General features: G+C 53.1%; 13 protein-coding genes and 1 other RNA gene. All 14 read left to right on the top strand.

What is annotated here, in order from left to right; translation table 11 throughout:
• The first annotated feature begins 77 nt into the window (after positions 1 to 77).
• Positions 78 to 1679, top strand: a complete 1602-nt coding sequence (locus DQX05_RS22540) for a CTP synthase (RefSeq protein WP_119795697.1) — start codon at positions 78 to 80, stop codon at positions 1677 to 1679.
• A gap of 216 nt (positions 1680 to 1895) precedes the next feature.
• On the top strand, positions 1896 to 2297 hold the full coding sequence (locus tag DQX05_RS22535; RefSeq protein WP_006679006.1) for a response regulator: 402 nt from the start codon (positions 1896 to 1898) through the stop codon (positions 2295 to 2297).
• A 247-nt stretch (positions 2298 to 2544) separates the two neighbouring features.
• Positions 2545 to 3399 carry a class II fructose-1,6-bisphosphate aldolase gene (gene fba / locus DQX05_RS22530; RefSeq protein WP_119795696.1) on the top strand — a complete coding sequence of 285 codons (855 nt, stop codon included), beginning with the start codon at positions 2545 to 2547 and terminating at the stop codon, positions 3397 to 3399.
• A gap of 156 nt (positions 3400 to 3555) precedes the next feature.
• On the top strand, positions 3556 to 4809 hold the full coding sequence (locus DQX05_RS22525; RefSeq protein WP_006679008.1) for a UDP-N-acetylglucosamine 1-carboxyvinyltransferase: 1254 nt from the start codon (positions 3556 to 3558) through the stop codon (positions 4807 to 4809).
• A 289-nt stretch (positions 4810 to 5098) separates the two neighbouring features.
• The gene (rho, locus tag DQX05_RS22520; RefSeq protein ID WP_087441096.1) at positions 5099 to 6391 is read left to right on the top strand and encodes a transcription termination factor Rho; all 1293 of its coding nucleotides are present in this window, start codon (positions 5099 to 5101) and stop codon (positions 6389 to 6391) included.
• 167 nt (positions 6392 to 6558) lie between these two features.
• A complete protein-coding gene (rpmE, locus tag DQX05_RS22515) occupies positions 6559 to 6756 on the top strand; it encodes a 50S ribosomal protein L31 (protein WP_005545715.1) in 198 nt (65 codons plus the stop codon).
• 275 nt (positions 6757 to 7031) lie between these two features.
• Positions 7032 to 7667 carry a hypothetical protein gene (locus DQX05_RS22505; RefSeq protein ID WP_119795694.1) on the top strand — a complete coding sequence of 212 codons (636 nt, stop codon included), beginning with the start codon at positions 7032 to 7034 and terminating at the stop codon, positions 7665 to 7667.
• A 43-nt stretch (positions 7668 to 7710) separates the two neighbouring features.
• Positions 7711 to 7978, top strand: an RNA gene (gene ffs / locus DQX05_RS22500) — signal recognition particle sRNA large type.
• A gap of 179 nt (positions 7979 to 8157) precedes the next feature.
• The gene (locus DQX05_RS22495) at positions 8158 to 9306 is read left to right on the top strand and encodes an ATP-binding protein (RefSeq protein WP_119795693.1); all 1149 of its coding nucleotides are present in this window, start codon (positions 8158 to 8160) and stop codon (positions 9304 to 9306) included.
• A 128-nt stretch (positions 9307 to 9434) separates the two neighbouring features.
• Positions 9435 to 11204: a DNA polymerase III subunit gamma/tau gene (gene dnaX, locus DQX05_RS22490; protein WP_119795692.1), complete on the top strand. Its 1770-nt coding sequence runs from the start codon at positions 9435 to 9437 to the stop codon at positions 11202 to 11204.
• Between the two features lie 37 nt (positions 11205 to 11241).
• Positions 11242 to 11553: a YbaB/EbfC family nucleoid-associated protein gene (locus DQX05_RS22485; RefSeq protein ID WP_119795691.1), complete on the top strand. Its 312-nt coding sequence runs from the start codon at positions 11242 to 11244 to the stop codon at positions 11551 to 11553.
• A gap of 228 nt (positions 11554 to 11781) precedes the next feature.
• On the top strand, positions 11782 to 12381 hold the full coding sequence (gene recR, locus DQX05_RS22480) for a recombination mediator RecR (RefSeq protein WP_119795690.1): 600 nt from the start codon (positions 11782 to 11784) through the stop codon (positions 12379 to 12381).
• Positions 12382 to 12536: 155 nt separating this feature from the next.
• On the top strand, positions 12537 to 12809 hold the full coding sequence (locus tag DQX05_RS22475; protein ID WP_119795689.1) for a DUF2508 family protein: 273 nt from the start codon (positions 12537 to 12539) through the stop codon (positions 12807 to 12809).
• The gene (locus DQX05_RS22470; protein WP_119795688.1) at positions 12810 to 13073 is read left to right on the top strand and encodes a pro-sigmaK processing inhibitor BofA family protein; all 264 of its coding nucleotides are present in this window, start codon (positions 12810 to 12812) and stop codon (positions 13071 to 13073) included. It abuts the gene before it with no gap.
• Positions 13074 to 13358: the final 285 nt, after the last annotated feature.

Raw genomic sequence — 13358 nt, 5'->3', positions numbered from 1 at the left:
CTTCGAACCCTGACTCAAGAGTCAAAGCCTCCCGAGAACATGTCTTGTATGCATTTGATCATAGGAGGGTTTCACCAGTGGCAAAGTATATTTTTGTGACGGGCGGCGTTGTATCTTCTCTAGGCAAAGGGATCACCGCAGCGTCCCTGGGAAGATTGCTGAAGAATCGGGGGCTGAAGGTTACGATCCAGAAGTTCGACCCCTATATTAACGTAGATCCGGGTACAATGAGCCCGTATCAGCATGGCGAAGTGTTCGTTACCGATGACGGAGCAGAGACCGATCTCGATCTCGGACACTACGAGCGCTTCATCGACATCAACTTGTCGAAGAACAGCAATGTTACGACCGGCAAGGTTTATTCTTCGGTCATCTCCAAAGAGCGCCGCGGTGAATACCTGGGCGGCACCGTTCAAGTGATTCCGCATATTACGAATGAGATCAAGGAGCGCGTCTTCCGCGCCGGCAAGGAAGCCGGTTCCGACGTGGTTATTACCGAGATCGGCGGCACCGTCGGCGACATCGAGAGCCTTCCGTTCCTGGAAGCCATCCGCCAGATTAAGAGCGATGTGGGCCGCGACAACGTCATGTACATCCATGTCACTCTGATTCCATACATCAAGGCTGCCGGCGAAGTGAAGACGAAGCCGACACAGCACAGCGTGAAGGAGCTGCGGAGCATCGGGATACAGCCGAACATGCTCGTATGCCGGACGGAGCACGCTTTGTCCGAGGACTTGAAGCGCAAGATCGCGCTCTTCTGCGATATCGATGCCAATGCCGTCGTGGAATGCCGCGATGCGTCCACTTTGTATGAAGTGCCGCTGATGCTTCGCGATCAAGGCATGGATGATATTGTCGTCAATCATTTGAAGCTGGAGACGCAGCAGCCGGATATGACCGAGTGGATCAAGCTCGTCGATCGAGTGAAGCAGCTTCAGGGACAAGTAGAGATTGCGATCGTAGGCAAATATGTCGCTCTGCACGATGCGTATCTGTCTGTCGTCGAAGCATTGGCGCACGCAGGGTTCGATGCGAATACGGAAGTGAACATCCGCTGGGTCAATGCGGAGGAGATTACGGATGAGAATGCTCGGGAGCATCTCGAAGGTGTCCACGGCATTCTGGTACCGGGCGGCTTCGGGGATCGGGGCATTGAAGGCAAGGTATCCGCGATCCGCTATGCGCGCGAGCAGAAGATTCCGTTCTTCGGCATTTGCCTCGGCATGCAGGTGGCGGTTATCGAATATGCCCGTTCCGTGCTGGGCATGACGGGCGCGAACAGCTCGGAGATCAATCCGTCGACCGATTACCCGGTCATCGACCTGCTTCCGGAACAGAAGGACATCGAGGATCTGGGCGGAACAATGCGTCTGGGACTGTATCCGTGCAAGCTTCAGGAAGATTCGCTTGCGATGGCAAGCTATCAGGACGAGCTGGTGTATGAACGCCATCGTCACCGTTATGAATTCAACAATGAATACCGTGAAGCGATGGAGCGCGCCGGGCTGAAGTTCAGCGGCACGTCTCCGGACGGGCGGCTGGTCGAGATCGTGGAGTTGGCCGATCATCCATGGTTCCTGGCGGTGCAATTCCATCCGGAATTCACATCCCGTCCGAATCGCCCGCAGCCGCTGTTCCGGGAGTTTGTCCGGGCGGCAGTGGCACACCGCGGATAATGAACCAGGCGGAAATTCCCATTATGGGGATTTCCGCCTATTTTTGCACTTCGTAAGGGGGAAGTTCATGTTTTTCCGTATTTCAAGCAGGATTTTAATATATCAAGGCGAATAAGTACCATTATTCTTGCTTTGGAAAAAAAAGCATGTTCATACGAGGCGACGCCTGTCTTAGCGGATGCACTCGCTCGTGTTACACGATGGGAGGGGTACCAGTTGGATAAGAAGAAAGTATTGATAGTCGATGATCAAAACGGTATTCGAGTTCTTCTGATGGAAGTGTTCAGCAGTGAAGGGTACTCGACTTACCAGGCTTCCAACGGGAAGATTGCATTGAACATCGTGCGTGAGGAATCTCCGGATATTGTCTTGCTGGACATGAAGATTCCAGGCATGGACGGCTTGGAAATTTTGAAGCAGATTAAGAAGATGGAGCCGCAGATGAAAGTGATTATGATGACAGCCTACGGAGAGCTGGATATGATCAAGGAAGCGACCGATCTCGGCGCGATCATGCATTTTACGAAGCCGTTCGACATTGATGAGATGAGAGTGGCGGTGAACATGACGCTTCAACAGGACCATTCGGCGGCGAACCCGGCGAATATGACGACATGACCCGACAGACAAGGCAATGACATAGGTTTGAACGATGCTGGGCGCTGACACCCGGCTTCTTTGTTTTGCGGGGACGGATGAATGACGAGGCGTGGAAATGGCGGTCTGACGGCAGTCTTGAAGAGGCAGGGTTTGTCAAGAGGTTGTTTACTTTTTTACGGGCAAATGTGATATAATAACACCGTACTGGATGTCGGCTAACTACAAGAAATACAGACACAGACAACTTCTTAGGAGGATGGAGACCATGCCATTAGTTTCGATGAACGAATTCCTGCCACAAGCAAAAGCGGGCAAATTTGCGGTGGGCCAATTCAACATTAACAACCTAGAATTCACACAAGCCATTACGGAAGCAGCTATGGAAGAGAATGCCCCAATTATTTTCGGTGTATCCGAAGGGGCGTTGCGTTACATGGGAATGGAATATACGGTTGCCATGGCGCAAGCGGCTGCGAAGAAATCCGGCTTGCCAATCGCTTTGCATCTTGACCACGGCAGCACATTTGAAGTCGCTATGGCTTGTATCCGTGCAGGATTCTCATCCGTCATGTTCGACGGATCCCATCATGCATACGAAGACAACATTCGCTTGACGAAGGAAGTCGTTAAAGCGGCTCATGCGATGGGCGTATCCGTCGAGGGCGAATTGGGAACTATCGGCGGGGTCGAAGACGACCTGGAAGTGGATGAAGCATCCGCACAGCTGGCTAACTCGGATGAAGCAATCCGTTTCTATGAAGAAACGGGCGTTGACGCGCTGGCGATTGCGGTAGGTACAGCTCACGGCATGTACAAAGGCGAGCCAAAACTTCATTACGATATCATTGAAGCGGTAGCTTCCAAAATTCCTGTACCGGTTGTGCTTCATGGCGGTTCCGGGGTGCCAGACGAATCCATCCGCAAAGCAATCGCGGCAGGTGCCGGCAAAATCAACGTGAACACCGAGAACCAAGTTGCTTGTACGGCAGCGATTCGCGAAGCGTTGGCGAAGGATGCCGATGTTATCGACCCTCGTAAGTATTTGACTCCAGCTCGTAAAGCGATGGTGGAAGTCGTTCGCGGCAAAATTCGCTTGTTCGGCAGCAACAACCAGGCGTAACAAGCGCAATTCCATAGTTAATACTTACGTTTACGAATGCGGGAATAGCACCGGTTCGCCGGTGTTCTTCCCTTTTTGCATTATGGGGAGCCGATATAAGCCGGATGTCGCCGGCTATCGGGGTTGTCAGCAACGCATGGGAGGAACTGGCTTGTCATGGAGAAGTTAATGATTAGCGGCGGTCGGCCGCTTCGGGGTGCCGTGCAAATCAGCGGTGCCAAAAATAGCGCGGTAGCGCTTATTCCTGCAGCAATCCTTGCGGAGACGGAAGTCGTACTGGATAATTTGCCCGAACTGAGCGATGTCGCCACTTATATGGAGATCTTGACGGAGCTTGGCGGACAGGTTAGCTGGGAAGGTTCCTGTCTGCGCATCGATCCGTCGCGGATGATTTCGGTACCGATGCACAATGGACCCGTTAAAAAACTGCGTGCCTCCTACTATATGATGGGCGCGCTTCTGGGCCGGTTCGGCGAAGCGACCATCGGCATGCCGGGCGGCTGCAATTTCGAGCCTCGCCCGATCGATCAGCATATCAAAGGCTTTGAAGCTCTGGGCGCGACGGTGACGAACGATCACGGCTCCGTCCATATTTACGCGCGGGAACTTCGCGGCGCCAAAATCTATTTGGATGTCGTCAGTGTAGGGGCGACCATTAACATTATGCTTGCGGCCTCACGCGCCAAGGGCACTACGATTATTGAAAATGCGGCCAAAGAGCCTGAAATTATAGATGTTGCCACACTGCTTAATGCGATGGGCGCCCGCATCAAGGGAGCGGGCACGGAGACGATCCGCATTGAAGGCGTGGACAGCCTGCGCGGCTGCACGCACTCGATTATTCCGGACCGCATTCAGGCGGGAACGTATATGATTGCGGCTGCGGCCACCTGCGGCGATATTCTGATCGACAATGTTATTCCAAAACATCTGGAAGCCCTTACGGCGAAGCTGGAAGAAATGGGCGTGCGCGTTATTGAGGGCGATGAGTCGCTTCGCGTTATCGGCCAGCCCGAATACAACAGCATCGATGTGAAGGCGCTTGTCTATCCCGGATTTCCGACGGATCTCCAGTCCCCGATGACCAGCTTGCTGACGCAAGCCAAAGGGGTGAGCATGCTGACGGATCTCGTATACAGCAGCCGCTTCAAGCATGTCCCGGAGCTGGCCCGCATGGGAGCCAAAATACGGGTTGAAGGGCGAACCGCCGTGATCGAAGGCACGAAGCTGAATGCGGCGAAGGTGCGAGCTTCCGATCTGCGTGCCGGTGCCGCGCTCGTCATTGCCGGCTTAACGGTAGATACCGATGTCACGGAGATTTCAGGAGTGGAATTTATCGACCGCGGGTATGATCATCTCGTGTCCAATTTGCGCAATCTTGGCGCCGATGTATGGCGTCAGGTGGAATAAATCGATTCTGTTGGGGTAAAGATAGGTTAATAATAGATTGATATGGGCACAATCCATACAGAACAAGATTTCTATTTCTACGATATATCAACCTATGACGAAGAATTGGCTGCCTCTGGCCCACCATCTTCTCATCTTCATTCCGTCCACGATTTCTTTCCGGTGAAACAGCCCATCAATACAATGACATAGATAAAAGAACAACTGCTGTATTCCCGAGTTGAATAAGGGAAATGGACTTATTGATACGACATTGTCCGCATTTTATAACAGAATAGGAGTTGTATTCATGGATTTACAAATTTCCGATTTGGAAACGAAGAAGTTGACCGAATTGTACAAGCTGGCGAAGGAGTTCCAAATTCCGGGCTACGGTCAATTGAAGAAAAAAGAATTGATTTTCGCGATTTTACGCGCGCAAGCGGAGCAGGGCGGCTACATGTTCATGGAGGGCGTTCTTGACATTTTGCCGGAAGGCTTCGGCTTCCTCCGTCCGATCAACTATTTGCCGAGCGCGGAGGATATTTATATCTCGCAGTCCCAAATTCGTAGATTCGATCTGAGAACGGGGGATGTCGTCTCAGGCAAGTGCCGTCCTCCGAAAGAGAACGAGCGCTACTTCGGTCTGCTGCAGATCAATGCCGTGAATGGCGAAAATCCAGAAGATGCCGCGCAACGGCTGCACTTCCCTGCATTAACTCCTCTTTATCCGCAGAAGAAGCTGGTGCTCGAAACTTCCCCATCCCGCATTTCAACACGGATTATGGATTTGATTGCTCCTGTCGGCTTGGGACAGCGCGGCTTGATCGTCGCACCGCCTAAGGCCGGGAAGACGCTTCTCTTAAAAGAAATCGCGAACAGCATCTCGGAGAATAATCCTGAAATTGAGCTGTTCGTGCTTCTGATCGACGAGCGCCCGGAAGAAGTAACCGACATGCAGCGTTCCGTTAAGGGCGAAGTCGTGGCATCCACATTCGATGAAGTGCCCGAAAATCATATCAAGGTCGCTGAGCTGGTGCTTGAGCGTGCCCTTCGTCTCGTAGAGCACAAGAAGGACGTAGTCATCCTGCTGGACAGCATTACCCGGCTGGCTCGGGCGTATAACCTGGTTATTCCGCCATCGGGCCGGACGCTGTCGGGCGGTATCGATCCGGCTTCCTTCCATCGTCCGAAGCGATTCTTCGGTTCGGCGCGCAACATCGAGGAAGGCGGCAGCCTGACCATTCTGGCGACGGCTCTGGTCGAGACCGGGTCGCGCATGGATGATATCATCTATGAGGAATTCAAAGGCACAGGGAACATGGAGTTGCATCTGGATCGCAAACTGGCGGAACGCCGTATTTTCCCGGCCATCGATATCCGACGCTCCGGGACCCGCCGGGAGGAGATGCTGCTGTCGAAGGAAGAGCTCGACAAGCTGTGGATGATTCGGAAAAATATGAACGAAACGCCGGAGTTCATCGATCAGTTCCTGAAGAAGCTGCGTGATACGAAAACGAACACGGAATTCTTGGCTACCTTGGATACGAACGGCAACACGCCGACGCCGACGCGCCGCACCCGGAGCACTTCAGTCAGCTGATAGAGAGCGGCTGAGATAGCTTCGCCGGGCTGCTCGACAGACGCGAGGGCTCTTCCCGATGCGCTACTTTCTGGTTGCGCAGTTGGGCGGGCCGTGCTATAATTCATTATTGTTCTATATAACTCTGGGCACGCAAAGGGCTCAGGGCGGAAAGAAGGTGAATTCGAATGAAAGAAGCGATTCAACCAAAATACCACATTACAACGGTAACTTGCGCATGCGGCAATACGTTCGAAACAGGTTCGGTTAAGGAAAACCTGAAGGTAGAGGTATGCTCGGCTTGCCATCCGTTCTTCACAGGCAAACAGAAGTTTCTTGATGCAGGCGGTCGTGTGGATAGATTTAAGAAGAAATATGGCATGTAATACGTTAAATCTAGACTCTCTTGCTGGTGACGGCGAGGGGGTTTATTTTTTTATGCAGACGCGATGTATATGATGACGCTGCGCAGCCGTCCAACCCGCTGCGGGCTCCGCAGACCGCTCCGCCGGGTTGGCTCATAACCGGGCTCTGCCCCCATGAGGTAGACGAGACCTCCCGGTTACCGATATGCTGCCGGAGATCGGATAGTCCCTGCCTGCCGCCCCGGTAAATCTTGACTTCGAGGCCGGGCTCTCCGCACCGGGGGAGGAGTGACATCATGGCCGAGAAGCTGTTCGGATTCGGCTTAGGATATCTCCTCCGGCTCTTGCGCGGCGATCTGTCCCCCACGCTGCTTCTCGCGGCGGGAGCGATGCTGCTCTTGGCCCCCGCCGTAGAAATATGGGGGAAGCGGCGCTACCAAGCCTGGGCACAGGCGGAACGTAGCAGTCATCCCCCGCATGAGACGAAGCTCTCCAGTCTCGCAGCCGAGAGCCTGCTATCCATGGCAGGAGCGCTCGTCATATGGGGCGTCATCTACGGATTGCTTGCGCTGGCCAAGGGGGCGTTTCTGGCATGGGGCTGGCTGGAGCAGACGGACGCGAATCCGGCCCTGGCATGGCTGAGCCTGCTTGTCGCGTACAGCATCATTATCGGCTTCGGTTGTCTCTATCTGCTGTTCATCGGCCGCAGACTGAGCTTGAGCCCGTTCTGGATCGTATTCGGGACAGCGTGGATGGTGCTGGTTACCTGTGCCATCCTGCGCGGGTATCCGCTGGACAACACGCATATAGGCGCATATGCGCTGTACGGCTTCATTAACACAGCCGGAACGCTGGTATTATGGGGCTTCAGAGATGTCGAAGCCGATGCGGAGAATGAACCGGCGGAGGGCCGGAAAGCTGTAAACAATTGACTTTGGTTGCACTTTCGGCACAGATCGTCTATACTAAGTTATGCCGTGCTAGACGGGGAGGTAGCGGTGCCCTGTAACTCGCAATCCGCTATAGCGAGGTTGAATTCCTGTTAGAGGTTTTGTTGATGTGAGGCTTGGTATTCGTCTTTGGTGTTGACGGCCGGGTCCTTCGCAATGGATACCTATGAATCTGGTCAGGTCCGGAAGGAAGCAGCCATAAGTAGGGTTTTTCATGTGCCGGAGGGAAGCCTGACCTGAGCTGTAAGACGAGGGTGCCGCTCGGATCACAATTATCAATAACAGGTGCACGGTTCCATATCGAATATCCAACACCGAGCGAATCGGTGTTTTTTGTTCTCCATTTATGAATATATGCTCAAATATTAATAATAAGGCAGGATTTTTTTTGCGTTTACGGAATACTATAGGTATCTCCCGGCATCATCAGGGAGCGGTAGAGATGGGCGCAATAATACGATGAGGTGAGCCTATGACGGAATTGAATCAGTCTCTTGGTTCTCAGCAAGCGTGTTCCCTCTCCTCTGCCGGATCGACAGAGGGCCAGGATCAGGAGCAAGGGAAGCTGAATTTGCTGCAGCAGTTTGCGGGTGCTTTTTTGAAGGACGTCAATCTGGGCATCCTGCTTCTCGATGTCCAGTTCCGCCTGGTGGATATTAGCGATATGGCATGCCGGATTCTCGGATGGGTGAAGCCTGAAGTGCTGCATCGCCGGGTCAATGACCTGTTCGGCGAGATGCCGACCGAATATCATCTTGTGCAGCGGTCGCTTCTGGAAGGTGTCGTCACACATAATCATGCCGTCCCCTGGACCAATGGATCGGATCGCTATGATCTGCTGATGGACTCGAACGTGCTGCGGGATGACCAGGGCCAGATTGTTGGGGCTTACGTGTTGTTCAAGGATGTGTCTAATCTGCGCTCGCTGGAAGAGCAAGTGCAGCGGAGCGACAGGCTGGCCATGATCGGCCAGATCGCAGCCGGCACGGCTCATGAGATACGCAACCCGCTAACCTCAATCAAGGGCTTCCTGCAAATGTTCAAGAAGAAGCTCAACGAGCATGGCATGATCAAGGAAGTGCATTACACCGATATTATGCTGACCGAGATTAACCGGATTAACGAGTTGGTCGGCGAGTTCCTGTTGCTGAGCAAGCCGAAGCATCTTACGATAGAGCGGGTGAATCTCCACCAGGTGCTGGGCGAGATTCTGCCTATCATTCAGAATGAGGCGGTTCTCCATGCGGTTCAAGTCAACTACAAGGCGGACGAGCCGCTGCCTCTGGTCATCGGTGACCGCGAGCTGCTCAAGCAGGTGTTCATTAATATTGCCAAAAACGGTATCGAGGCGATGAGCGAAGGCGGCGTGTTGAATGTGACGGCAAGACGGGATGACGAGAGCAAGCGGGTGCTGATCGACATTCATGATTCGGGTCCGGGCATCCCGTGTTACATTATCGACAAAATTTTCGATCCGTTCTTCACGACCAAGGCGAACGGCACAGGTCTAGGATTGTCTGTCTGCCAGCGCATTATTCATGATCTGGGCGGTTCGATACGGGTATCGAGCAAAGGCTATGGCACGACATTCACCCTCTACTTCCCATTCCCTTTGCCATAAACGCTGGGATTTTCGAACATAATAGGAGTCATGAACAGCCGTTTTCCTGATTGCCAAAGAGAGGGAATGGCTGTTTTTTTACAATTTGTGATATAGTATAATAAGAAAAACGCTCTCGAGGTTACAGCATGGGACATATTGCATTGTATCGCGCTTGGCGGCCACAGTCATTCGGTGACATGGTCGGACAACAGCATATCATTCAGACATTGCAAAACTCGCTGCGTGAGCGGCGATTTTCGCATGCCTACCTTTTCAGTGGCCCCCGGGGAACCGGCAAGACCACTGCTGCGAAGGTCATGGCCAAAGCGGTCAACTGCGAACAGGGACCCGGTCCAGAGCCCTGCAATGAATGCGAAGCCTGCCGGCGCATCACCGCCGGTGCGGTCATGGATGTCGTCGAGATTGACGCCGCATCCAACCGGGGCGTAGAAGAAATTCGCGATCTTCGGGAAAAGGTCAAATACGCGCCTTCCGAGGTCCGCCACAAAGTGTATATTATTGATGAGGTTCACATGCTGACGACGGAGGCCTTCAACGCGCTGCTCAAGACGCTGGAGGAACCTCCTGCCCATGTCATGTTCATTCTAGCTACGACGGAACCTCACCGCCTGCCGGCGACTATCATCTCCCGGTGCCAGCGGTTTGATTTCCGCAGAGTGACGCTAGAAGAACAGGTTGCCCGACTGGAGCAAGTGTGCAGGGATGAGGCGATTGAGGCAGACCGGGACAGTCTGACCTATATCGCGAAGCTGTCGGATGGCGGCATGCGCGATGCGATCAGCCTGCTCGATCAGGCGGCATCCTTCACCGATGGACGTCTTGACTATCGGCAAGTCCTTGACATCACCGGCGGCATACCGGAGGAACAGTTCGCGGATATCGCCCGTGCCGTTCAAGCAGGGGATGTAGGATCCGTGCTGGCCACGGTGGAATCGATGATGCAGGAAGGGAAGAGCGCGGACAAGTGCATGGAGAGTCTGCTCTACTTTTTCCGGGATCTGTTGATGATGAAGATGGTGCCGGACGGAGAAGGGCTGACGGATCGGCTGACGCGTGTGGAAGCGTTCCGGGAGCTGGCCGATGCTTTTGAAGCGGCGAGCCTGTTCCAGATTATCGACACATTGAACCGGTATCAGACAGACATGAAATATGCGGTGCAACCGCAAACGTTATTCGAGGTAGCCTTGCTGCAGTTAGCCGTGCAGAACCAACCGGGGGCGCTGAGCAGCCAACCGGAGGCGGGAACGGCTGAACGGCAGGCCGATCGTTCCGATGCGGTGGGATCTTCTTCCGTCGTGCAACAATTACAGCGTCAAGTTGCGTCATTAGAAGCGAAGCTGAATGAATTGGCGAAGGCGAGAATACCGGATGGGCGGGCAGACGGCGGACAAGCCGAACGGACCCCAGCGGCCACCAGAGCGCCTGCGCGGGTATCGCGGATGGCGAAGCAGCCGCCTCACTTCGAACGGTATACGGCCTCGAAGGATTCCGCTGACTCGAACCGCATCCGCTCCAATTGGGGGCAGGCGCTGCAGCGGGTGAAGGAAGCCGGCGTCACGATTCATGCTTGGCTTGTCAATGGGGAGCCGGTATCGGCACTGGATGATCGGGTGCTGGTCGCCTTCAAAAATACGATTCACCGGGATACGACCGAGAAGCCCAACAACAAGCAGGTGATTGAGCGCGTCTTGTCCGAAGTGTTCGGCAAGCCGTATCAGCTCGATACGATGATGCTGAAGGATTGGGAAGAGGCGGCGGAGAAGTCTGCCGGAGAGAAGGAAGAGCCGGCGTTCCGGCTGGAGCCGGAAGGTTCCGAAGCGGAACCGGCGCAAGAACCTTGGATTGACGAGGCACTCCACATGTTCGGAGAAGACCTCGTTGTCATAAAAGAGTAATTATATTATTCTATGTAAAAAAGGAGAAATTACAGCGATGAACAATATGAATCAAATGATGAAGCAGGTTAAAAAGATGCAAGAGCAAATGCTGAAGGCCCAGGAGCAGCTGGCTGACAAGAAAATAGTTGGAACCTCCGGCGGCGGGGCAGTTACCGTTGAAGTGAACGGCCACAAGAAAGTGCTTAGCATTACGCTTAAGCCAGAAGTCGTTGATCCGGAAGATATCGAAATGCTTCAAGATCTCGTGATTACCGCCGTCAATGACGCGCTGACCAAAGCAGAAGATTTGGCAAATGACGATATGGCCAAATTTACAGGCGGTATGAAAATTCCTGGCTTGTTCTAAGTAAGGCGACATGTTCGGCATATACCATTCGGTATATGCCCTTCTGTTTATTGTAGAGGACATTCAGAAATCCGCTTTGAGTTGTTGCACTCTTTCGTGCTGAAAACCGGTCTTTTTGAATATGCCCTATAGGAACGGAGATTTCGATTTTGCGGAGTCTGTCACGCGGATAGCCGGTTCGCGAGAAGCGGCGTCTGCATCCTATGCCATTGAAAAGGAGAGGCAGCCTTGTATTATCCAGAACCGATCGCGAAGTTGATCGAGGCATTTTCCCGCTTGCCGGGCATCGGGCCCAAGACGGCTGCCCGCCTTGCGTTCCATGTCATCCGCATGCCTGAAGATGATGTTATCGATTTCGCCAAAGCATTGGTCAACGTGAAGCGCAATCTGCAATACTGCTCGGTATGCTGCAATATAACCGATTCGGATCCGTGCCGGATCTGTCAGGATAAGACCCGGGATTCGTCCGTAATCTGCGTCGTGCAGGAGACGAAGGATCTGGTGGCCATGGAGCGCACGAAGGAGTTCCAGGGGTATTATCATGTACTGCAGGGCGCAATCTCTCCGATGGAGGGAATTGGGCCGGAGGATATCCGTCTATCCGAATTGTTGAAGCGGCTAAGCGATGAGCGGGTTAAGGAATTGATCTTGGCCACGAATCCGAATATCGAAGGAGAGGCGACGGCGATGTATATATCTCGCCTGGTGAAGCCTTTCGGTATCCGAGTGACGCGCATTGCCCACGGCTTGCCGGTTGGCGGCGACCTGGAGTATGCCGATGAAGTAACGCTGTCCAAAGCGCTGGAGGGACGGCGGGAAATTCAATAACTTCATGCGTCGAACATTGTGGCTGCGCATAATCATAGCATAAGCGATCTCAGCCCCTGGCATTCAGCCAGGGGCTTTTTGTCAGCATTTTCGGTTCTAGTCTTGTCCAGATTCCCATAACCTTAGTTATACCAAGGAGTGGGGAGGGACGGAACGTGCGATGGCTGACGATCAAGCGTTGGTTCTCCAAGGTCCAAAAGCAGGAAGTTGCGGAGGCGATCGAGCATGAAGAGCTGATGGATGACATTAGACGGGCACTTCGGGAATGGGAACGGGCCCATGTCCGATTCCAGTATGCAGTCGGTGAAGATGAGGTCGACTATGCGATCTTTACGCTGGAGGCTGCCGAGAAGCGAGTGGGGATGTTAATCAAAAAAGCAAAACGGGATAAGCTGCATGCGCTAGAGCTGGGGAAAGGGTGGGCGTAAATGAAATGGATGATGATTGGCGTACTCATCGTATCGGCGGCTGCGCTGCTGTTCGTCTTGCTGCGCCAACGAGTCGCCTGGCGGGGAATCTTGAGCTTCCTCCTCCATGGCACAGCGGCCTTCGTGCTTCTATATATCGTGAATGCGACCAGCTTGGCTGCTGACGTATATGTGCCTGTCAACCCGTTCACGTTATCTACGGTCGGGTTGCTTGGAGTGCCCGGTTTGGCGGCGATTATTTTCTTGAAAATGGTTATGATTTAGTTATTGACTTGCTGTATTCCTATGTGATACATTAATAAGCGTCGCTTCGAGAGACCGAGGCAAGCAGATGATAGATGTCGAAAGACATCGAAAAAAAGATTTAAGAAAATGCTTGACGAAGAATGCTCGAATGTGATATATTATAAAAGTCGCTGCTGAACGCAACGACGACGCGAAAGAGAATAATATAAAGGCTTTTAGAAGCTTTATAGACGGCTTTTGAGCGAAAAATTGTTCTTTGAAAACTGAACAACGAGTGATGTTTGTGCAAGAGGTCATATTGAC

The organism is Paenibacillus thiaminolyticus (assembly GCF_003591545.1).
GTDB lineage: Bacteria > Bacillota > Bacilli > Paenibacillales > Paenibacillaceae > Paenibacillus_B > Paenibacillus_B thiaminolyticus_A.
Note: the sequence above shows the minus strand (reverse complement) of the source record. Positions and strands in the feature narration are given on the sequence as shown.